The organism is Paenibacillus sp. JGP012 (assembly GCF_014203995.1).
Lineage (GTDB): Bacteria > Bacillota > Bacilli > Paenibacillales > Paenibacillaceae > Paenibacillus > Paenibacillus silvae.
This window is the reverse complement of record NZ_JACHKG010000006.1, coordinates 134,651-156,941: the sequence shown is the minus strand read 5'-3', so window position 1 is coordinate 156,941 and position 22,291 is coordinate 134,651. Positions and strand designations below refer to the sequence as shown.

The following is a 22,291-nucleotide window of genomic DNA, read 5'->3' as shown; positions in this document are numbered from 1 at the left end:
AAATGGATTTTGGAATCGGATCATGGCCTAGCGCGCCATCCATCCGCCATCCACATTCAGTACGTGACCGTTCAAATAATCCGATGCGGACGAAGCCAGGAATACAACCGGGCCTTTCAAGTCCTCTGGTGTACCCCAACGGCCTGCTGGAATACGCGCCGTAATATCCCGGTAACGGTTCTCATCGGCACGAATTTGCGTTGTATTATCCGTTTCCATATAACCTGGTGCAATCGCGTTAATCTGAATGCCCTTGCCCGCCCATTCATTGGCGAGTGCCTTCGTTAATCCGGCGACACCGTGTTTACTCGCTGTATATCCTGGTACATTAATGCCTCCTTGATAAGAAAGCATCGACGCGATGTTAATGATTTTACCGCTTCCGCGCTCGATCATATGTCTGCCCGCCAGCTGGCTCAGGAAAAATACACTATTCAGATTCAAGGCGATGACGTCATGCCAGTCCTGATGTGCGTGATCTGCTGCCGGAGTACGGCGAATGATACCGGCATTGTTGACGAGAATATCAATTCTGCCCTGGAATGACAGTGCTTTTTCGAACACAGCTGACAGTTCCTCTTCCTTGCTCAGATCAGCTTCAATAATATACGCTTTGCGTCCCAGCGCTTCAATTGCACTTGCCGTTTCGGCAGGTTTGGAATAGGAAACCAGCACCACATCAGCGCCCGCTTCCGCGAGACCGACAGCCATTCCTTGACCGAGTCCTCCTGAAGTACCTGTAACCATTGCAACTTGTCCGCTTAAATCAAATGGGTTCATGAATGATTCCTCCGCATGTCTTTGATATGCAAACAACAACATCATTATTTATTTTTAATACCGTTAAAGATTCATGAAGTTAACTTTGGTAATCCACATGGACACCACTCTGCCTGTAAAGCGCCGCTGTCTCTTCATCCAGATGCCCGTCACTGATAATATAGTCCAGTTCAGCACACTGCGCGAAGGTACGAAGAGCAAATTGCCCGAACTTGTAATGATCCACCACACCAAATACTTGCTGTGCGGCGGCAATCATTGCTTTTTTCAACGGAACCAGATCCCCTGTATAGATGGACAGCCCGAATTCGGGGTGAAGTGCCGTCGTTGAGATAAAAGCTTTGTGAATGTTCAGACCGGAAATAAATGCCGCTGTATCGTCACCTACCAGCATATTGCGCACACGTGCGCCACCAGGCACGACCAGCCTGATCTGCTCCTTTTTGGTTAGCTCCGCAATGATGTACAGATCACTCGTGATGACCGTCAGCGGCTGGTTATCGAGCCGCTTTGCCATCTCCAGCGTGGTGCTTCCGCCATCGAGCGCTACAATATCACCAGGCTTGATGTACGCAAGAGCACGCTCGGCAATTTCCGTTTTCTCGGACTGATGTTTCTCCAGCGCTCCCCGACTGTTCAAAATCCCATACTGGTCGTTCTGAGCCAGCATCGCCCCGCCGTGCACACGCACAAGCAGCCCCATGCTCTCCAGCTTATCGAGATCCTCACGTACCGTCTTGCCTGTCACCTGCAGCAGCTCGCTCAGATCACTGACCGTGACCTCCTGGCGCTCCAGCAGAGCCTCCATTATTTTCTCATGTCGTTTCAATGGATTCATCTAATCAACTTCCTATACCTCCGAGTTACCCTGTCAAATTAACTCAGACATCTGTAATTTCTTATTTCAGGTCCTTCATTGCTACGCCGTCCATATCCTCGAACGTTTGGTTTTCTCCAGCCATCGCCCAGCAGAATGTATAGTTGCTTGTACCCACACCGCTGTGAATGGACCAGCTTGGAGAGATGATCGCCTGACGATCCCGCACAACGAGGTGACGCGTTTCATCCGGTTCACCCATCATGTGGAATACTACGCCATCTTCAGGCAGGTTCCAGTACAAGTATACTTCGGAACGACGGTTGTGCGTATGCGCTGGCATCGTGTTCCACATGTTGCCTTTGTTAAGCTCCGTGATCCCCATCACCAGCTGACAGCTCTTGATTCCGCCTTCGCCCTGGTGAATGTAACGATAAATGGTACGTTCGTTGGAGCTTTCGATGCTGCCGAGGTGGTTCGGCTGTGCTTGCTCCTGAGTTGCTTTTACCGTCGGATAGGTATGGTGAGCTGGTGTGGAGACAAAATAGAACTGAGCCGCTTGCTCTGTACCATTGCTCTTGAACACAACTTCCTTAACCCCTTTACCGATATAAAGGCACTCTTTTGCCCCGATCTCATACACTTCTCCATCCGCTGTCACTGTACCTTGTCCACCCACGTTAATGATACCGATTTCACGGCGCTCCAGAAAAAAGTCCGTTCCGATATCTTTCAGGTTTACTTCAAGGGTAATGTCCTTGCTTTGAGTTACAGCCGTTCCTACGATATAACGATCCACATGGGAGTATACAGTTACCAGTTCATCCTTCGCAAACAATTGCTCCATGAGGAATTCCTCACGCAAACGAGCTGTATCATATTTTTTGACTTCATTCGGGTGTGCTGCATAACGGTTTTCCATCTGTAATCCATTCCTTTCGTCTTGTGAAATGAGTTCATGTGCGCCTGACGTCTTCTGACCTTGATGATGTTCCATTGATGTTCATTAAAGTTTATATAAGTTCATTTTAGTTCATTTTATGCCATTTGTGTACCTTTATTTTATAAAATGTTTAAAATCATTGGATCGTATTTGCTATTTCCTTTAATGTCGCGTCATCATACAGCGGTTCAAGATTGTTATTTTTTCCCGAAACAAGAGCATAGGTTAATCCTTCATATCTCCAATAGATGGCACTTACGTTTTCGTTGCTCTGATCCCACGTTGGTGAACCATTCGCCAACGGCTGCCCCTTCTTGCCTTTTGGAGGTGTATCGGCTTTGGAATTAGTGATCAGGAGAATGAGATTTGTACCTTCTTCCTTATTCGCATAAGTGAGTTCAACCGCATCATATGTTCCATCGGTTTCCAGAATCCTTGTGGATTGCTCAGTTACTTCAAAAGGTACTACAGGCTGTCTGATTGGAAAAGGAACCTTGGCTTCCGCTTCCTGCAAGGAAACTTCCATTGCCGGAGGACTCGGCTCCGAATCGTCTGTAACAGGTTCACTCTCCGTTTTTTGCAAGCATGCAGATAATGAAGCCAAGACCATACACAACATGCCTAAATATAGCGCTTTCTTCAAAAGCCTCATAAGTAATCACCTCTAACTCTTCAATAATACTTTTCCTTTAATACCTGATTCAGCCTTAGCAATAGCTTGATAAACATCAGTTAACTCGAAGATTGCCCCAACGTCCGCCATGCATAACTTCCCCGTACTAACCAGTTCCATCACATCATGAAACATCTGTTCCCAGTCCTCCTGCGAACACTGTTCTACCCAATGTTTAAGCCAAAAAAGTTTAACATGCACCTGTGCCTCGCGGGCTATTTCATGCCATGGAGGTGTAACGCCTGACAGCAGTCCAATACTTATAATCATTCCATTGACTCTAAGAAAACCCGCTAACTGCTCTCCGTCAGTTCCTCCAATACAGTCCACAGCGGCGTCAGCACCATGGCCTTCTGTTAAAGCTGCGATCCTCTCTTGTAACAATCCCTCCGTGGAATTTAGAACTGAATCAGCCCCTAACCGATGTAAATCAGCAGTATAATGATCACTTCTTGTAAGCGCTATCATCCTAAAGCCTATAATCTTCGCAAGTTGTGCAAAGATACGTCCGATTGCTGATCCCCCCGCATTGACAAGTAAAGTGCTCCCACCTGTAAGGTTCAGAACCCGGGTACATATTAACCATGCGGTTATCGGATTAATGTACATCTGACTGGCGGAGAAATCACCAATTTCATCAGGTACGATGATGGCATGTCTGGCTGAGGTCTTCACGACCTCCTGCCAAGTATTCTCACCCCTTAACGGTAAAACACGACGACCCAGCATTTGATTGGATACTCCATGCCCCACTGCCTCAACTACCCCTACCCCCTCAAAACCTGGAACAGCAGGCAGCATAGTACGGTGTGGATATGCTCCTCGAACAGGAATAAGATCAGATGGATTGATAGGCCGAGCAGACATCCTTACCATCAACTCTCCTGGAGCAGGTTTTATTACTTGTTTTTCTTCAACCTGCAGCACACTGCCTGGTGCGCCAAAGCGATGATAACGTATAACTTTTGCTCTCACTAGTAATCGCCCCTATCACTTCATTACTATACATTACTTTAAATGGGTTATCCTCCCATTGATTATAAATATCCTAACACAAAATCACTTTTAACTTCCAAGCAAGCTTTTATGTAACCACTCTACAGTATAGCTATATAAGTTAAAATATTCTTTTACACATTAACGGAGAGGACAGAAAAAACCTGAAAAAGCGGAGCTAAAAGCTTTCTGAAAGAAAGCTACATCGAAAGCATAAGCTTCGCCTTTATCCCCAGGTTATTCTGTCAACGGAGTGGCTTGTGTAAATTCTTTAGTTCAATAGAAACAAAAAAAGAACCTCCCCACCTAACTTCAGACGGGAAGATTCTCGATTAGAACATATTAATGTGCAACTGCGTTGTTAAGCATGATCCAGATGGAACCAATGACGATGGTCATCATGATCAGCAGGCCGAAGATCAGGGCCATAACGTTCCAGCGTGGTTGCTCTGTCTCACGAATGTGCATGAAGAAGAAGAGCTGAACCACAAACTGCAAAGCTGCTGTACCAAGAATAACAATCAGTGTTCCAGTCTTGCCCATCATGTCGTTCAGTACTACAACCAAAGGAATGATGGTCAGAACGATAGACAGGATGAAGCCGATAACATATGACTTCAATGATCCATGCTGCTCGTGACCGTGCGTATCATGTGAGTTGTGTCCTGCCATCTTACATCACCCCCAGGAGATAGACGATCGACAGGAGGAAAATCCATACGACGTCCAAGAAGTGCCAGTACAAGCTGATTACGTTGATTTTACCGCGAGTTACATCGGTAATACCCCGTTTTTTCAGTTGGAACATCAATCCGATCATCCAGATCAGACCGAGCGATACGTGAAGTCCGTGAGTACCCACCAGGGTAAAGAACGCGCCGGACGCCGCACTGGTTGTGTAGCTGAATCCTTCGTGAACCATCTCAACAAACTCATATACCTCCAGTGCGATAAAGCTCGCACCGAGAACCGCTGTAACAATCAGCCAGTTAATCAATTGTTTCACTTTGCCCTGATTCATTGCCAGAACCGCAAGTCCGCTCGTAAATGAACTTGTGAGCAAGATAAATGTTTCAGCAATAACACCAGGCATTTTGATCAATTCAGACAAGATAGGTCCGCCCGCCGTATTGTCACGCAACACAATAAAGGTTGCGAACAATACGGAGAACAGGATCACGTCGGAAATCAGGAAGAACCAGAATCCGAGAATTTTCATTTCTTGTGGATCATGGTGGCCATGGTCATGACCGTGTGCATGATTCTCACCGTGCTTAGCGGCTGCTTGAGCCATCTATACCGACCCCCTTAACGACGCTTCGGTACGCTTGATTTCATCGACCGGAATGTAATAATCCGTATCGTAAGAGAAGGAACGAGCAATCATGCAGATACCCACGCCAGCGAGTCCGAGAATTGCCATCCACAACCATCCAAAGACGAAACCGAAACCGGCTACGAACCAGAAGACAGACATAATGAACGGAATGGAAGAATTCTTAGGCATATGAATTGGCTCATATACAGGCTCAGGCGGATAGATGCCTTTCGCGCGACGTTCTTTCTCTTCCCACCACTCATCCACATCATCTCCGCGCGGTGTAACGGCGAAGTTGTATTCTGGAGCTGGTGAAGGAATCGACCACTCAAGTGTACGACCATCCCATGGATCGCCAGAAGCTTTGAGTGTTTTGTATTTGCGAATACCGTCTGCAATTTGTGCAACCTGGAACAAGAAACCGACACCCATCAGGAATGCGCCGATTGTGGAAACAAAGTTCAGTTCCCACCAGCCGGTATCCCAGCCATAGGTGCTCAGACGACGTGTCATACCCATCAGACCGACAGCGTACTGCGGCATGAAGCAGACATAGAAACCGATATTCCAAGTCCAGAATGCCCATTTGCCCAGTTTCTCTTCCAGTTGGAAACCGAACATTTTAGGCCACCAGTAGTACAGACCTGCGAAGTATCCGAAGACAACGCCACCGATCAATACTTGGTGGAAGTGGGCAATCAGGAAGTAACTGTTGTGGAACTGGAAGTCAGCAGGTGCAACGGACAACAGGACACCTGTCATCCCCCCGACGATAAAGCACGGGATAAAGGCAATCGTCCACATCATCGGAGTTGCCATGCGAATCCTTCCTCGATACATCGTAAACAGCCAGTTAAATATTTTAACCCCTGTCGGAATTGCAATCAACATCGTTGTAACCGCGAAGAATGCGTTGACGTCTGCTCCAGAGCCCATCGTGAAGAAGTGATGCGCCCATGTGAAGAAGGACAGGAAGCTGATAATCAACATCGCGAATACCATTGATTTGTAACCGAACAATTTTTTGCGTGAGAACGTACTTACGATCTCGGAGAATACACCGAATGCCGGCAAGACAACAATGTATACCTCAGGGTGACCCCACATCCAGATCAAGTTGATGTACATCATCGGGTTGCCGCCCAGATCAAGTGTGAAGAAATGCGCCCCCGCAAACCTGTCGAGGAAGAGCAATGCCAGTGTCACAGTCAAGATCGGGAATGCAAACAGGATAATGATACAAGTGGAGAATACCGACCAGGTGAACATCGGCAGTTTCATCCATTTCATGCCTGGCGCACGCATTTTAATGATGGTAACCATAAAGTTGATACCGGTCGCCAGGGAACCGATACCCGATATCTGGATACCCCATATATAGAAGTTCTGTCCTACCCCCGGACTGTGTGACAGCTCCGATAGAGGCGGATAACTCAGCCATCCTGCGTCTGGTGAACCACCGATAACGAAGGACAGGTTGAACAGCATTGCGCCCAGGAAGAACAACCAGAAGCTCAGTGCGTTCAGGAACGGGAATGCAACGTCCCTTGCTCCGATCTGTAACGGCACAATGACGTTAAACAAACCGAACATAAACGGCATCGCCATGAACAGGATCATGATCGTACCGTGTGTTGTGAAGACCTGATTATAGTGTTCTGGATGTAAGAAATCCATATTAGGCATAGCCAGCTGCAGACGCATCATCAATGCATCCACACCACCACGGAACAACATGATAATGGAAGCAATGATATACATAATACCGATCTTCTTGTGATCGACAGTAGTTAACCAGTTACGCCAGAGCCAGCCCCATTTTTTGAAATAAGTCAGCACCGTTACGATCGCAATCATCGTAATCCCGATAGCCACGTCTGCTCCATAGATCAGCGGGTCGCCGGTAACGAAAAACTCCGATGCAAACTCTTTTAATCTCTCTAACATTGGGGGCCTCCTTTCCAATCTTTAGTTCGTACTTGTATTTACTTTCGGTACAGACAAGGATTTGTCTCCAGCAGCAGATTCGTTCGAGCTTGAACCTTCATGCTTGCTGTGAGCACTTTTACCGTCAACAACATATTTAGTCACGATTTTCTGGAATAAGCCCTCTGGGAACTCAGAGAAATAAGCAACGTTGCTTGTTCCCGGCTTAGCCAGAGCATCATACGTTTCTTGTGTCATTGGTTGAGATTGCTGTTTCACTTCCTTCACCCATGTGTCAAACTCTTCATCCGAAGTTGCATTTACATCAAAACGCATCTGTCCGAAGTGTTCACCAGTGAAGTTAGCGCCAGAACCCCAGTATTTACCTTCGTGGTCGGCTTGCAAATACAACGTCATCGCCATTCCTGACATCGTGTAAATCTGTCCACCCAATTGCGGAATCCAGAACGAGTTCATCGGTGAATCTGCAGTGAGCTCAAATTTCACAGGCCGATCTGCCGGAATATTCAGCGTATTAACTGTTGCAATGCCTTGCTCAGGATAGAGGAACAGCCATTTCCAATCCAGTGAAGATACCTGAATCGTAATTGGTGCTTTCTCTTCGTGAACCAACGGTTTCGAAGGTTCCAGATCGTACGTATAACGTACAGTAACGATGGCCAGAAGTCCGATGATAACGATTGGAATCGTCCACCACACCACTTCCGCTTTTGTGCTATGAGCCCAGTTCGGCTCATAAGCAGTTTTATTGTCCGGCTTGTCGCGGTAACGCCAAACGATTACAGCAGACAAAATCAACACAGGAACAATGACGATCGCACAAAGAATGGTTGAGATGATAATCAAGTCTTTTTGCGAAGCGCCGATAGGCCCCTTCGGATCCAGAACAACATACTGCCCGCCTGCCATCATTGGCCAGACAATCAATGCAATTGTAACCAACGTCAGGACAACCGGAATGATAATCCGAATCAGCGACCTAGGTTTCTTGTTCATTTTGATCCCCTCTCCTCAAATATTCGCTAATACTAAAAAATCAGTATACTACTCTCTTCCTACTAAAGATATCAGAAACGAGTGACTTTTTTATTCTTGTTAACAAATTTGTCGATTTTACACCCTAAATGTGTGAATTTTTTCTCACAAATCGCTGGATCGGTTGATATTTGCACATCGTAATCTTTACACTTCGAGTCACAAAATAAAACCCTTTGCAGTCCCGTTGAACGATGGTCAACGAATCCGCAAAGGGCTTTATTGACTGGATTTCAGGGAATACTCCAGTCTTATTATGGACGATCTTTCGCAAGATTATAATTAATCCGCTCCTTCATCTTCATGACGAGTATGAACCAAGCCAATGGCTTTGGCAATGACGTAGATGAAAACACTGCCGACGAGAAATCCGATTCCCACCATCAACCCCAGATTACGATCATTAAAATCATTTAAATTAATCAGGCACAGTACAACTCCGGTAATCAGTGCGACCCATGCCAGAACTGTCATTGTCAAAACTGCGCGCCGCATATTTTTATCTTTACGCTCTAATTGGCTGACCATTGCTGTTTTCGATGCCATAGTAAACACTTCCTTTTCCCTTTTTGTAAGTGCTTTCCTAATACCAATATACCACATTAGTATGAATTTTAGTCAACAAATGTTCAAATTTATTTCTTATTTTAGACACTTTATTTATCCAAATATTGTTGACAAAACTAAAAACACTTCACCTTTACTTCTTATAACCCAAAAACCCTCATTTCATAACAGAAATTATTGCTTGTTCCTTTTGAACGGTAAATAACTTTCTTGTTTACCTGTAACAACGCCCCTTCCTTTTACGACGGAACTACAACAAAAAGACGGCACATCGGATGATTCCGATAAAGCCGTCTAGGAGTCTGAAATATACCTATATATAATAGAAGAAACTTATTCTTGTACAAATAACCAATTAGTTCCGGATTTCAAGCCAATTGTTTTTAATCACATTCTGATACCAATAAAAACTTTCCTTCGGTGTGCGAACAAGCGAACGGTAATCGACATGCACGAGACCAAAGCGCATCCGGTATCCTTCAGCCCATTCGAAGTTATCCATCAAGGACCAGGCCATGTATCCTTTCAGGTTAATGCCATCATTGATAATACGATGGATCTGTGCCAAGTGCTGCTCATAATAGGAAATTCGGCGATCATCATTGATTTTACCGTTTTCGAGATCATCATTGATACATGCGCCATTTTCGGTAATATACACGTCCACGTTGCCGTACTTTTGCAAATAATGCATGAATTCATAAAGTCCGCGTGATTCCACTGGCCAGCCAATATCCGTTTTGATCAGCCCCATGTTCAATTCTTCCGACTGAAGCACACCCGCCTCTGGATTAAAACGGTTAATGCCCATCGTGTAATAATTAATACCTAGCAGGTCGATCGGCTCCGAGATAATCTCCATGTCCCCGTCCTGAATCGGAACCGTTGCTCCTGCTTCTGCAAACCAGTCAACCAAAAATTGTGGATAGGAGCCCTTGTAGATCGGATCAAGGAACCAGTCCGTGTTCAATGCAATGGAGCGGTCACAAGCAGCCTGATCCTCAGGAGACTTGCTATAAGGTTCGGCCCAGCACACGTTTGGAGCTATACCGATCTGCCCGGTAATGCCCATGCGGCGGAAGGACTGAACCGCTTTACCGTGTGCTACGAGCAGGCCGTGAGCCACATTGATTGCGGTTTGCAAGTCTTTGTTACCAGGTGCGTGAATACCCAGCATGTTGGACAAGAAGGCAATACACCAAGGTTCATTAAAGGTAAGCCAGAAATTGATTTTGCCTGAAAATTCTTTGAATATTACCTCGGCATATTTGACAAAGGCATCTACCGTTCTACGGTTTCCCCAACCTCCATCATCCTCAAGTGTCTGCGGCAAGTCCCAGTGATACAGCGTGAGGAAAGGTTCAATTCCCGCCTCCAGCAAGGCATCGACAAAGCGAACATAGAAATCAAGTCCCTCACGGTTGATCTCTCCATCCCCATCCGGAATAATACGCGGCCATGCTATGGAGAAGCGGTATGTATTGATGCCGAGCTTTTTCATCAGCTCAATATCTTCCTCGTAACGGTGGTAGCTGTCGCAAGCTACATCCCCATTATCACCATTGAACACCTTGCCAGGTGTACGTGCAAAGGTATCCCAGATCGAAACACCACGTCCTCCCTCTTGCGCAGCACCTTCAATCTGATAGGATGCCGTAGCTGTGCCCCAGCGAAAATCTTTGGGGAATTGGAAAATAGTCATAATAAAATCCTCCGTCTCTGATGTGACTCGCAAGCTTTTCTAATTTTTGCGTTCACGTTATCATATTTTCGGTTTCTTCGAAGCCTACGAAACCAGTTTCCTAAAACGTTTTCGAAATAGGTTGAACAAAACATATTGCCTGTTTGATGCTACCACTATATTGGTTGCACAGCATTTGAAGGCTTTTCCATGCCTGAGAGTGCTTTCAATAAGAGGATTATATTCGATTCAAAAAAAGGCGTCAATGCCCTGCCTCACCATTATCAAAAAAAGACCCGTAAAGGGTCTTTTTTTGGTGAATATAATGCGCTCTTGATCACTACTAAACCAGTTAAGGTATTACATGTTACAGATCATTATTTTACATCTTTTCCTGTCCAGAGAGCTACACGATCCTTAATCCATTCCGTGTATTGTTTCTCCATTTCCACTGCACCTGCTTTATCCAGTTCAGCCAGGAACGCATCATACGTGGCATCGAAGTTCGCTGCTGTAGTCAGCACCGCTTCCGGAATACGTTTGCGCACGATATCCTGTGTTTTCTGGAACTTCACACTGTAATCGGTGCCTGAAGGTACAGGCATATTATAAGCAGCGCCCCACTCTTTCAGCTTCAGCTCATCTTCAGACGGGAAGAAATCCTTCCAGGTTGTGATGCCGTACGCTTTCAACGTTTCCTTCTCGGCCGCGGTATATCCAGCCTGAATCTGCTCAGGGAAATTCGTTGTGTAATAATTGCCCGTAGAATCTTTCACCCCATCACCGTATCGAGCACTGAAAGCATTGTACATTCCAATGCCCGTTTCTTTGGTGAAATTGGCATTATCATTCACTTTGCGATCCTGAATATCCTGCGGGATGACACGTTTGCCATCTTCAACTTTGTAGTGCTCGCCTTCAATGCCCCAGTTCCGCAGCACCTGGCCTTCATCCGATGCAAGCCAATCCAGGAATTTGATGATGCGTACCGGATCTTTTGCAGACGTTGTAATACCGATACCGTAACCGTCAAATCCGGTTGGCTGGAACGTATGATCCACAATGTCTTTGTTTAGCGAGACGGAAAAGTGAGCATATGTGCTGTCATCCTTGCCTGCTGACTTCAGTGCATTCTCCGCTTCACTATAGTTCCATTCCTGGTCAATCAGACCCAGCACACGGCCGCTGGCAATTTTGGACTTGTACTGGTCATCCTTTTGCACAAAGGTATCTTTGTCCAGCAGGCCCTCGTTGTACATTTTGTTCAGCCAGCGGAAATACTCCTTCTCCTCCGGACGTTTGTAATGCAGCTTCGCTTCATACGTCTCGGGATCAATATAATATTCACCATCGTCCGGTGCGCCCGTTGCCTGGAAAGCCGGATTTGTAACCGTAATCATAATCTTCCAGTCGTCTGCATTCAGCGTGAGCGGAATGGTGGGCTGACCGTCAATGGTCGGATGTTTTTCATAATAGGCTCGCAGCACGTTCTCATAATCTTCGAGTGTTTTCACTTCAGGATAACCGAGCTCTTTCAGCACTTTCTGCTGGATTTCGAATCCGCCTGTAGCGTCAAATACGACGTTGTCTATACCCGTAATGGTCGGAATCGTATAGATGGCCTGATCTTCCATGCTGTATTTCAGACGGTTTATCTGATCACCATAAATTTTTTTCAGATTTGGCGCATGTTCCTCAATCAGATCCGTCAGATCGAGCATGGCGCCCGCATCCACCAGCTTTGACAGATTTCCTTTGGGGAAAATCATATCAGGGTAGTCACCGCTTGCTGCCATTAACGCAATTTTCTGTTCACCGCCGTTATTCACATCGTATTCAGCTTCAATGGTAACACCGGTTTGCTTCGTAATTTCTTTGCCGACAGCATCCTGCATATTGTTCCAGGTCGAACTTGGGTCCGCACCGAAGAACGAGATCGTAATCGGGTCTGTTCCACTGGATTCAGTGTTTGTCTCCTTGCTGCCGGAGTTGCCGCATCCAGCGGTCACCAGCATTGCACTGGCAAGCATTAACATTGCAAACGTTTTGGGTGACTTACCTGTTATTCTGCCTTTCATTTTGCCTCTCATTGTCTATTTCCCCCTAAGTATGAAGGTTTTATCTGTATAACAGGCCGAAGCCTGAGGATACCACTTATCTTACGTCTTTCCCTGTCCACAGGGTTACACGATCCTTGATCCAGACGGTATATTGTTTTTCCATCTCCACCGCACCGGCTTTATCCAGTTCAGCCAGCAGTCCATCATACAGCTTGTCGAATTGATCCGGCTTCGCCAGAATTGCTTCAGGAATTCGTTTACGGATGATGTCCTGTGTTTTTTGGAAGGTGACATTGTACTCCGTATCAGAAGGTACAGGCATGTTATATGCTGCTCCCCAATCCTTCAGCTTCAGGTCTTTTTCAGAAGGGAAGAAGTCCTTCCAGGTTGTAATGCCATAGGCCTTCAACGTTTCCTTCTCAGCTGCTGTATATCCAGCCTGAATCTGCTCCGGGAAATTCGTTGTGTAATAATTGTCCGTAGAATCTTTCACCCCATCACCATATCTGGCACTGAAAATGCTATACATTCCGATACCTGACTCTTTGGTAAACGCGGAGTTATCATTGATTTTACGATCCTGAACATCCTCAGGTACGATGCGTTTTCCATTTTCCACCTTGTAGTGTTGGTTCTCTATACCCCAGTTTCTGAGCACTTGACCTTCGTCAGAAGCAAGCCAATCCATGAATTTAATAATGCGTACCGGGTCTTTTGCAGACGTTGTAATACCGATACCGTAACCGTCAAAGCCGGTTGGCTGGAACGTATGATCCACAATGTCTTTGTTCAAGGATACAGAGAAGTGCGCATAAGTGCTGTCATCCTTACCTGCTGATTTTAAAGCATTCTCGGCTTCGCCATAGTTCCATTCCTGGTCTATCAAACCCAGCACACGGCCGCTGGCAATTTTGGACTTGTACTGGTCATCCTTTTGCACAAAGGTATCTTTGTCCAGCATGCCCTCGTTGTACATTTTGTTCAGCCAGCGGAAATACTCCTTCTCCTCCGGACGTTTGTAATGCAGCTTCGCTTCATACGTCTCGGGATCAATATAATATTCACCATCGTCCGGTGCGCCCGTTGCCTGGAAAGCCGGATTTGTAACCGTAATCATAATCTTCCAGTCGTCTGCATTCAGCGTGAGCGGAATGGTGGGCTGACCGTCAATGGTCGGATGTTTCTCATAATAGGCTCGCAGCACGTTCTCATAATCTTCGAGTGTTTTCACTTCAGGGTAACCGAGCTCTTTCAGCACTTTCTGCTGGATTTCGAACCCGCCTGTAGCGTCAAATACGACGTTGTCTACGCCCACGTTCGTTGGAATCGTATAGATCGCCTGATCTTCGTTACTGTATTTCAGTCGGTTCATCTGGTCACCGTAGATTTTCTTCAGGTTGGGCGCATGCTCATTAATCAGATCGGTCAGATCAAGCATTGCACCTGCATCCACCAGCTTCGAAAGGTTTCCTTTAGGATAGATAATATCAGGGTAGTCACCACTGGCAGCCATAAGCGGAATCTTCTGCTCGCCACCATTATTTACGTCAAACTCAGCTTCAATTGTAACTCCTGTTGCCTTGGTAATCTCTTGCCCGACAGCGTCTTTCATGTTGTTCCAGTTCGGACTAGCGTCTGCGCCAAAGAATGTAAGTGTGATCGGAGTCGTTGTATCCCCCGTGTCCACCGGTTTCTCTGAAGCTGTTTTTTCTCCGCTGCTGCTGCATCCTGCTGTGATAGCAAGCGCGCTGGCTAATAGAAGCATTGCAAATGTTTTTGGTGTTCTGCCCTTCATGTATAATCCCCCTTTTGGATAAAATGAAGCTGTGTATTTGTACATCAGGCTGTGCCTGCTTATACCGTCATTCGGGTGAATCCTGTGATGTTCTCAGATTCAATAAAATTAAAAGCGCTTACTTGTTTCAAATGAAGAAGGGGTTACACTTTGACCTTAATGATTAACGATCTTCATAAATGTCCAGATTTGTCCATTATCTTTGTTTTGGGTAAATAAATATATATTTGTACAAGTTTTTGTAAGTGCTTTCATAATTGTATCATAATATCATAAAAATCCCTTGTCAATAGCTAAAATATAATTTCTAAAACGGTTTCACTAAAACGTTTTCTGTATAAAATAAACCCAATTTTCTGGGTTTTATTTTATTTTCAAAATGGACAAACGTATAGCTCTCTAGCTCGGTTTATCCTTCCATAAATGAACACGATTTCGTATCAGCTCTGTATATTGTTTTTCCATTTTTTCTGCTCCTGCCTGATTCAGCTCTGTAATCATGCCATCAAAAATTACATCAAATTGCTCGGGTGAGCTGAGCACCGCTTCGGGAATCCGTCTGCGAATAATGTCCTGTGTTTTCTGGAATATGACCATATACTCGGAGTCGCTTGGTGCGGGCATGTTGTATGCTGCTCCCCACGGTTTGACCGGGAATTGCTCTTCGCTCGGGAACAGATCCTTCCATGTCAATGCACCATAGGCTTGCAGCGTTTCCTTCTCTGCTTCGGTGTATCCCGCTTCAATCTGTTCAGGAAAGTTGGTCGTAAAATAATTGTCCGTGGAGTCCTTCACACCGTCTCCATACCGTCCGGACATATTTTTATATAATCCAATGCCAGACTCTTTCTGGAACTTGGACGCATGATTCGTTTTCTGATCCTGAACAGCCGCAGGAATTACTCGCTTGCCTTCCTTGATCTCATAATGCTTGCCCTCAATGCCCCAGTTCATCAGCACTTGCCCTTCCTCCGAAGCCAAATAATCAAAAAACTTGATCGTTCTCACAGGATCAGGGTTTGCTGTAGTAATGCCTACTCCCCAGCCCGATACAAAACCGGGATTCTGGAAGGAATGATCTCTCATCTCTTCGGACAGAGTAACCGGGAAATGGGAATAGGCTGATTCTGCTTTGCCCGCAGATTTCAGTTCATCCACTGCATCAGCGTATCCCCAATCCTGATCAATAACTCCCAGTACACGTCCACTGGCAATTTTGGATTTATACTGGTCCGATTTCTGGACAAAGCTCTCCTGGTCAAGCAAACCTTCGTTGTACATATGATTCAACCAGCGGAAGTACTCCTTTTCCTCCGGGCGTTTATAGTGCAGCATCGCTTCATAGGTTTTTGGATCGATACAGTATTCACCATCATCCGGTGCACCTGTTGCGAGAAATGCCGGGTTGGTGACAGTGATCATAATTCTCCAGCCCTCTGCATCCAGCGTTAACGGAATGGTGGGCTGACCGTCCGTTACAGGATGCTTCTCACTGTAAGCTCGCAATACATTTTCGTAATCCTGAAGGGTGCGGACTTGAGGGTAACCAAGCTCTTTCAGTACTCGATGCTGAATACCAAATCCCCCGCCTGCATCAAAATAGGTCTGGTCCACCGCATAATACGTCGGCAGCACATATATTGCCTGATCTTCATTACTGTATTTCAGCCGATTCATGTAATTACCATATAGCTTTTTCAGATTGGGAGCGTATTGTTCAATGAGGTCCGTCAGATCCACCATTGCCCCAGCATCCACCAGCTTGCTAAGCTCCCCTTTAGGTGAAACGATATCGGGGAAGTCTCTGCTGGCTGCCATCAGGGATATTCTGTCCTGTCCCCCGCTCACAGCAAACTCTCCGTTCAGGGTTACCCCTGTTTTGGCTGTAATAACTTTGCCAACGTCATCGTTCATGCCATTCCAGTTCGGACTTGGATCTACACTGAAGAAATCGAACGCAAGTGGAGACGGCGCTCCGCTAGTATTCGTAAGTGACGATTTACCGCCGACGCCTCCATCACAGGATGTAATCAAAAGTAAAGCCAGGAGCGGCCCCAGTGCGACCTTCATTTTCAAACTGGACATAATGGTAATCCTCCCTATTTCATACGTCTGTCTTATACGGAACTGTTCTGTTCCTCTCTTAGCTTCATGATTCCCCTGCTTTGCCGCCACAACTGAAAGTTTTAGCGTATGGCAGCAGCCGGGATACCCTGAGCTTCTCTATATAAGTACTCTATTATAGGTTTACAATCCATTATTAGGCCAGTCTTTACATCGGTATCAAGGTCTATGCTTTTACCGCCCCAAGTGTCATGCCACCCACAAAGTATTTTTGCAGGAATGGATACACGATCAGAATCGGAACCGTTACAACGATGGTAATCGCCATTTTGATGGATTCCGGTGAAATTTGTGCCATCTGCTGCGCCATATCATTGGCATTCCGTCCGGCTCCCGAGCCTTGCTGTGTACTTTGCAGCACCTTCATCAGCTCGTATTGCAACGTAGTCAGATGTGCCTTCGAGCCATTATACAGGTACGTATCGAACCAGGCATTCCACTGACTTACAGCCAGGAACAAAGCGATTGTGGCAAGTACCGGTTTGCACAAAGGAAGAATGATGCGGTAATAGATTGTAAAATCATTGGCACCGTCCAGCTTGGCTGATTCCTGCAAGGCATAAGGCAAACCGTCAATAAATGAACGGATGATAAATACGTTCCAGGCGCTGATCATACCCGGCAGTACGTATACCCAGAAGGTACCGATCAGATTCAGGTCACGCATCAGAATGTATACCGGGATCAGACCCCCGGAGAAGTACATTGTCAGCGCCAACGTGGTGGAAACAAATTTCCGAAGACCGAAATCAGGTCTGCTCAGTGTAAAAGCAATCATGGATGAGCTGATCAGACCGAGCAGTGTACCCACAAGAGTACGCATGATAGAGATTTTCAAACCTTGCAGCAAGCCGTCATATTGAAAAATGGTCTGGTAGTTCTGCAGCGTAAATTCGCGCGGCCACAAATAGATTCCGCCACGTACTGTATCGGCCGAGTTATTCAGCGAGATCGCCAGTACGTTAAGAAATGGATAGAGTGTTACAACCAGCACCATGGTCATCGCGAGGATATTGAATATATCGAACACTTTATCGCCCCGTGTGGCATTGAATGCTTTGTTCGCCATAATGTCTCCCCCTCCCTACATGATGCTTTCTTTGGTGAATTTTTTGAACAAGCCGTTTGCCGTAAACAGAAGGATGATGCTGACAACGGAGTTGAATATACCAATTGCTGTACCATACGAGAAACGCCCCATATTCAAACCGTAATTGAGCGCGTATAGATCAAGCACCTCTGAGTAATCGAGTACCAGGCTGTTCTGGAGCAGGAACTGCTTCTCGAAGCCGATGCTGATCAGATGTCCGATGGACATAATAAACAATACCGAGATAGTTGTCCGAATGCCTGGTAATGTAATATGCCACATCTGTCTGAAACGGTTCGCACCGTCCACACGGGAAGCCTCATACAGCTCCTGGTCAATCCCCGTTATGGCTGCCAGATAGATGATCGCATTCCAGCCGGTTTCCTTCCACATATCTGAAGCGGTGACAATGTACCAGAACAGATTCCCCTTTGCCATAAACTGTATCGGCTGATCAATAATATTCAGACCCATCAAAAGATCATTGACAATCCCGCCGTCCGTGGACAACATTTTGGTGATAATGCCCGCCACAACAACCCAGGATACAAAGTGAGGAAGGTAAGATACGGTTTGTACAGCCCGTTTGAAGAACATACCTCTCATTTCATTCAGCAGGATGGCAAAAACAATCGGCACGACAAAACCGACGATCAGTCCCATCAAGCTCATGGCAAGTGTATTACGAAGAACCAGATAGAATCGGTCATCACTGAACAATTCTGCAAAATGTTTAAACCCGACCCACTGCTGATCTCCGAAAGACCTGGCCGGTTTATAATTTTGAAAAGCCATCGTCCATCCCCACAGTGGCAGATAGTTGAATACGAAAACCCAAGCTACGAATGGCAATGACATCAAATAAAGATACTTCTGTTGTTTTATTCTGTCCCAAACTCCGTTTCGCCGCTGCTTCAATGGCGGTTTGGGGTCACTGCTTCTTCTCGCGGAAGCGGATTTCTTTGTTAGCGTTTCCATCTCCGTTCCCCCTCCTCTGTTTTTATAAAATAATCATAATCGATAGAGCGTTTCCAAAATACCATCTGGATTTTAGAGAAAATCATATAGAAATTAGATATTCCCCTTTAAAACAAGACATTAGACCGTTAAAATTAGTGATAATTTAAACTAACCAACGCAGACGAATACATATAAAGGAATATATGATTTTAATTACTATAATTCGAAAACGTTTTTTAGAAATCGTTTACCTTTGTTTCAGGGCACATCAAAAAGAGACCTTCTCAGGTCCCTTAACATGCTCCCTTTTTTATAAGGTAAATTGAATGGGTTGAAGCTTGAACATGCCTAGTAACTGGGCGGATGTGATCGATTGTTCCGGCTGGAACTGCTCTCCGCGCACATAAGTCAGCATTTCTTGAAACAGGAAAGCCGTTTCCGGTCGTTTCATCAAGGATGTGTCTGTAAAAGGAAAAGAGGATACCAGCAAGCGGCCCTTCCCTGCTCTGGCCTCGAATGCATACGCCAACCGTTTGGCCCGGTGAAAATGATCCACCACTTCAATCAGCGGTGTAACGTCCTGCATGGTGTCGAGGCATAGTGCAGGCGTTCCGTTCACCAGATGATACCAGTGCCAGTCCGAAGCCCCATCCTGCGGAAAAGCACCGAGCATCGGCGTTCCTTGCTCGATATACATCCCCATCGTAGCTCCAGGCTGCGTGGCAAACATGAGATAATTCCAGAACACCGGGAGGTATTTCGTTTCCACCGGATCATACAGATCCTCGGCAGCTGGCATAAGCCAAACCTTGCCGCCATTCAAGAGATAATCCAGCACATTAGGAGTTAAAGACTTCACAATCACCAGGTCATGCTGGCCTTGTTTTAATAAACGGTAACCATCCACATCGTCCACACGATCTGCATACGAGTCAACCAGCAGAGACTGCAGCTCCTTCACCGTGTTCCAGACCCGTCTCATCTCCCCATGACGTTCTCTATCCAGCATCATCATCGGAAACGACCAGCCATGCCAATCATTCCGAGCCACCAGAGTATGGGCATCCGAAACATTATCGCATCGCAGCTCCGCTTCTACTCGAAATCCAGCTGCACCCGTGCCCGGCGCGTTTGCGTGAATGCTTCCCAGAGACATGACCGAGCCGCATGAGATATCCCCGTACCTCCACATTCCTTCAGCATGTGTCACTTCATCTTCAGCTGCACCCGCATCTGTTAAAACCCTCCAATGGACAGCGGCGTTCTTTAACACCCTTTTGCCATAATGGGATATGCTCACATCGATTTCAATCGCTTCTCCGGCATAGTATGTCCGCTCCCTGGAACCTAGAAGTATCACTACATCGGCATTGAATTGTTTAACTTCATCCGGTGTGGTAATTCCTTTACTATCCCAGAAAACATCCAGAAAACCGGTTGTAGCATGGCCCTGCCCTGGAAAATCACGAATATCCAGCAGCTGAATGCCTGCAGCATCCGATGTTCTTCTTACTCGCTCCATGGCTTCTTTCAGCGATCGCATCAGATGTGTGCCCGTTGCCTGCTGATACTGCTCCAGCTTGCTCATCATGCCTTTGCGAGAGAGCGATTCTTCAACAGGCTCTAACCACGTAGGCCGAAGAACTCCTGTATACTTCCGCCTCTCCTGAGGACGAACATACATCGTAAACTGCGCATGCTCATGCCCGATAATCGGCTGTGAAGCAAGCCTTGTAACTGCATGATAATCCAGCGTAGTATCAGGCATAGCGGATAGCACGGATTCCAGCGGCGGGTGCCAGTTGAAGGATTGAATATAATAGTCGGCCTCCCGTCCCCGTGCTGGAAGCTGTCCAAAGCCTGTATTGTCTGTGTACAGTCGGGATGGGTCCTTCTGCCTTGCTCTGTCGAGCATTGCATTTAGTTCAGGATGTCCATCTGCTCCAATCAGCTCATTGCCAAGGGAGAACAGCACAAAGGAAGGGTGACGATGTAGTGTCTCAAGCAGCCGATCCAGCTCCTGGGTCAGATATGTCCGTATTTCAGGAGGAGCAGGAACATCTCGCTGCTCAAAAAAGCGCGACCAATGAGGAAGCTCGGCCTGTACCAGCATACCCACCTCATCGGCTGCCTCCCAGAACGGTTCAGGCGCACTCCACCCGTGTAATCGTACATGGTTGAACCCGTAAGACTTGGCTATACGAAACTGCCGGACATAGTCGGAAACCTCCCACACGGGATACCCAGTCAGCGGAAAGATGCAGCAGTCCACGTAGCCGCGCAGAAAAACGGGCGTTCCGTTCAGCACTAGCTGCTTCCCCTTCGCCGTAAACGAACGCATGCCGAACCGCTGCTCTACCCGATCAAGCTCCTGCTCTGCTGCTTGGCCCCGGTCTGTTCCCGGATTTGGTTGCGGTTCAGCTTCCTTCCCTTGTCCCGGTTCTTGTTCAGCCTCTTGCAGCCGAATAACGGCCCTGTACAAGGCAGGATGCTCATCGGTCCAATCTGTGATGGAATACTCGGCATCCAGTGCAACCTGTTGTGAAAATGGCAGCAACACCGTATCCGGCCCTGTATCGTTGTCACTCCCGTAATCACGCTGGACTGCACCGGATGTACGTTGTTCGTGCTTTAATGCCAGATGCTCACACTTGAGCCATGTGCCGTTCGGATGCTGTATATCCAACTGAAGCTTGAGGGATGCAGCTGCGGACGGATCAGGTACGCTTACTGCACCCTGCACCTCTATTGTGCCGCTATCCAGGTCAGGCTCAATTCGAACCGTATGCACCCGGCATAGTGGAAGCCTTTCCAAAAATGCTCCACCTGTAATACCACCCCAAGCCGTAGCCGTATGCAAAGAGTGAATATGACTGCCAGCCAGAGCAAGCTTCATCGTATTATCCACCCACATTTCGATCCGGTTGATCTCTCCCGGCTTGACCCAAGGCGTTACTTCCCACGTATGTTCCGTAAGCAGACTATCCCGTTCTCCAGCGTCAACGCCGTTGAACCACAGCCTGGAAGTCCATCGCACGCCACGAAGCCTGAATACATAGTAGCCAACGGTTTCATCAGCAGGGATATGAACATCCTGAGCGTACCAAGCCGAGCCCTCATATTCACGAATTTTGGTCCATGTGTCCATTCTTGCGTATTCCGGCTCTTCCCCGTACCCCTGCTCTTCCCATGAACCTGGAACCTGAATTGTATTCCATGCGGTATCCTGCCGGTTCGGGGGACTGTATTGCTGAGTGCCTCGCTTTTCCCCCGCTACTTCAGCCTGCTCAGCCAACTGGAACTGCCAGGTTCCGTTCAAGTTTATCGTGTAACGTGCAGCAGCTACATCCAGTCGATTCATATCCCGCAGCCATCCCTTCATCTGGACTCTTGTACACTGTACAATCAGTCTACGGTGTAAGATCCTGCCTAGACCATTGCTTATTGCGGGAAGTACATGGACTATATTATGAAGCCTTCGTATTATTCACCATGTGCTGCCCTT

The 22,291-nt window shown here is 46.7% G+C and carries 17 protein-coding genes; all 17 read right to left on the bottom strand.

Annotated elements, in window-relative coordinates; genetic code table 11:
• Positions 1–27: 27 nt before the first annotated feature.
• Positions 28–780, bottom strand: coding sequence for a 2-dehydro-3-deoxy-D-gluconate 5-dehydrogenase KduD (gene kduD / locus HNR77_RS10530; protein ID WP_111268370.1), 753 nt, complete (start codon positions 778–780; stop codon positions 28–30).
• Between the two features lie 79 nt (positions 781–859).
• Positions 860–1,618 carry a DeoR/GlpR family DNA-binding transcription regulator gene (locus tag HNR77_RS10525; RefSeq protein ID WP_184183433.1) on the bottom strand — a complete coding sequence of 253 codons (759 nt, stop codon included), beginning with the start codon at positions 1,616–1,618 and terminating at the stop codon, positions 860–862.
• Positions 1,619–1,679: 61 nt separating this feature from the next.
• The gene (gene kduI, locus HNR77_RS10520; RefSeq protein ID WP_145406005.1) at positions 1,680–2,519 is read right to left on the bottom strand and encodes a 5-dehydro-4-deoxy-D-glucuronate isomerase; all 840 of its coding nucleotides are present in this window, start codon (positions 2,517–2,519) and stop codon (positions 1,680–1,682) included.
• Positions 2,520–2,676: 157 nt separating this feature from the next.
• Positions 2,677–3,123, bottom strand: a complete 447-nt coding sequence (locus tag HNR77_RS10515) for a hypothetical protein (RefSeq protein ID WP_184183430.1) — start codon at positions 3,121–3,123, stop codon at positions 2,677–2,679.
• An 81-nt stretch (positions 3,124–3,204) separates the two neighbouring features.
• A complete protein-coding gene (locus HNR77_RS10510) occupies positions 3,205–4,188 on the bottom strand; it encodes a zinc-dependent alcohol dehydrogenase family protein (protein WP_184183426.1) in 984 nt (327 codons plus the stop codon).
• Between the two features lie 363 nt (positions 4,189–4,551).
• Positions 4,552–4,881 carry a cytochrome o ubiquinol oxidase subunit IV gene (gene cyoD, locus HNR77_RS10505; protein ID WP_111268365.1) on the bottom strand — a complete coding sequence of 110 codons (330 nt, stop codon included), beginning with the start codon at positions 4,879–4,881 and terminating at the stop codon, positions 4,552–4,554.
• A 1-nt stretch (position 4,882) separates the two neighbouring features.
• Complete coding sequence (gene cyoC / locus HNR77_RS10500) at positions 4,883–5,503, bottom strand: cytochrome o ubiquinol oxidase subunit III (RefSeq protein WP_111268364.1); 621 nt, start codon at positions 5,501–5,503, stop codon at positions 4,883–4,885.
• Positions 5,504–7,474: a cbb3-type cytochrome c oxidase subunit I gene (locus HNR77_RS10495; RefSeq protein WP_111268363.1), complete on the bottom strand. Its 1,971-nt coding sequence runs from the start codon at positions 7,472–7,474 to the stop codon at positions 5,504–5,506.
• A gap of 21 nt (positions 7,475–7,495) precedes the next feature.
• Positions 7,496–8,470, bottom strand: a complete 975-nt coding sequence (cyoA, locus tag HNR77_RS10490) for a ubiquinol oxidase subunit II (RefSeq protein ID WP_184183414.1) — start codon at positions 8,468–8,470, stop codon at positions 7,496–7,498.
• 321 nt (positions 8,471–8,791) lie between these two features.
• On the bottom strand, positions 8,792–9,055 hold the full coding sequence (locus HNR77_RS10485; protein WP_111268361.1) for a hypothetical protein: 264 nt from the start codon (positions 9,053–9,055) through the stop codon (positions 8,792–8,794).
• Positions 9,056–9,431: 376 nt separating this feature from the next.
• The gene (locus HNR77_RS10480; RefSeq protein ID WP_184183411.1) at positions 9,432–10,778 is read right to left on the bottom strand and encodes a GH1 family beta-glucosidase; all 1,347 of its coding nucleotides are present in this window, start codon (positions 10,776–10,778) and stop codon (positions 9,432–9,434) included.
• Between the two features lie 356 nt (positions 10,779–11,134).
• A complete protein-coding gene (locus tag HNR77_RS10475; RefSeq protein WP_184183408.1) occupies positions 11,135–12,847 on the bottom strand; it encodes an ABC transporter substrate-binding protein in 1,713 nt (570 codons plus the stop codon).
• Positions 12,848–12,911: 64 nt separating this feature from the next.
• Positions 12,912–14,612, bottom strand: coding sequence for an ABC transporter substrate-binding protein (locus HNR77_RS10470; protein ID WP_184183405.1), 1,701 nt, complete (start codon positions 14,610–14,612; stop codon positions 12,912–12,914).
• A 399-nt stretch (positions 14,613–15,011) separates the two neighbouring features.
• Complete coding sequence (locus tag HNR77_RS10465) at positions 15,012–16,697, bottom strand: ABC transporter substrate-binding protein (RefSeq protein ID WP_184183401.1); 1,686 nt, start codon at positions 16,695–16,697, stop codon at positions 15,012–15,014.
• Between the two features lie 205 nt (positions 16,698–16,902).
• Positions 16,903–17,805: a carbohydrate ABC transporter permease gene (locus HNR77_RS10460; RefSeq protein ID WP_184183398.1), complete on the bottom strand. Its 903-nt coding sequence runs from the start codon at positions 17,803–17,805 to the stop codon at positions 16,903–16,905.
• Between the two features lie 15 nt (positions 17,806–17,820).
• The gene (locus tag HNR77_RS10455) at positions 17,821–18,804 is read right to left on the bottom strand and encodes an ABC transporter permease (RefSeq protein ID WP_184183395.1); all 984 of its coding nucleotides are present in this window, start codon (positions 18,802–18,804) and stop codon (positions 17,821–17,823) included.
• Between the two features lie 292 nt (positions 18,805–19,096).
• Positions 19,097–22,147, bottom strand: coding sequence for a sugar-binding domain-containing protein (locus HNR77_RS10450; protein WP_221443795.1), 3,051 nt, complete (start codon positions 22,145–22,147; stop codon positions 19,097–19,099).
• Between the last annotated feature and the right edge of the window lie 144 nt (positions 22,148–22,291).

What these genes read in the sequence shown, in the direction of transcription:
- kduD (WP_111268370.1), bottom strand. Translation starts at nt 780, where the DNA reads ATGAACCCATTTGATTTAAGCGGACAAGTTGCAATGGTTACAGGTACT.
- HNR77_RS10525 (WP_184183433.1), bottom strand. Translation starts at nt 1,618, where the DNA reads ATGAATCCATTGAAACGACATGAGAAAATAATGGAGGCTCTGCTGGAG.
- kduI (WP_145406005.1), bottom strand. Translation starts at nt 2,519, where the DNA reads ATGGAAAACCGTTATGCAGCACACCCGAATGAAGTCAAAAAATATGAT.
- cyoD (WP_111268365.1), bottom strand. Translation starts at nt 4,881, where the DNA reads ATGGCAGGACACAACTCACATGATACGCACGGTCACGAGCAGCATGGA.
- cyoC (WP_111268364.1), bottom strand. Translation starts at nt 5,503, where the DNA reads ATGGCTCAAGCAGCCGCTAAGCACGGTGAGAATCATGCACACGGTCAT.
- HNR77_RS10495 (WP_111268363.1), bottom strand. Translation starts at nt 7,474, where the DNA reads ATGTTAGAGAGATTAAAAGAGTTTGCATCGGAGTTTTTCGTTACCGGC.
- cyoA (WP_184183414.1), bottom strand. Translation starts at nt 8,470, where the DNA reads ATGAACAAGAAACCTAGGTCGCTGATTCGGATTATCATTCCGGTTGTC.
- HNR77_RS10485 (WP_111268361.1), bottom strand. Translation starts at nt 9,055, where the DNA reads ATGGCATCGAAAACAGCAATGGTCAGCCAATTAGAGCGTAAAGATAAA.
- HNR77_RS10480 (WP_184183411.1), bottom strand. Translation starts at nt 10,778, where the DNA reads ATGACTATTTTCCAATTCCCCAAAGATTTTCGCTGGGGCACAGCTACG.
- HNR77_RS10475 (WP_184183408.1), bottom strand. Translation starts at nt 12,847, where the DNA reads ATGAGAGGCAAAATGAAAGGCAGAATAACAGGTAAGTCACCCAAAACG.
- HNR77_RS10470 (WP_184183405.1), bottom strand. Translation starts at nt 14,612, where the DNA reads ATGAAGGGCAGAACACCAAAAACATTTGCAATGCTTCTATTAGCCAGC.
- HNR77_RS10465 (WP_184183401.1), bottom strand. Translation starts at nt 16,697, where the DNA reads ATGTCCAGTTTGAAAATGAAGGTCGCACTGGGGCCGCTCCTGGCTTTA.
- HNR77_RS10460 (WP_184183398.1), bottom strand. Translation starts at nt 17,805, where the DNA reads ATGGCGAACAAAGCATTCAATGCCACACGGGGCGATAAAGTGTTCGAT.
- HNR77_RS10455 (WP_184183395.1), bottom strand. Translation starts at nt 18,804, where the DNA reads ATGGAAACGCTAACAAAGAAATCCGCTTCCGCGAGAAGAAGCAGTGAC.
- HNR77_RS10450 (WP_221443795.1), bottom strand. Translation starts at nt 22,147, where the DNA reads ATGAATCGACTGGATGTAGCTGCTGCACGTTACACGATAAACTTGAAC.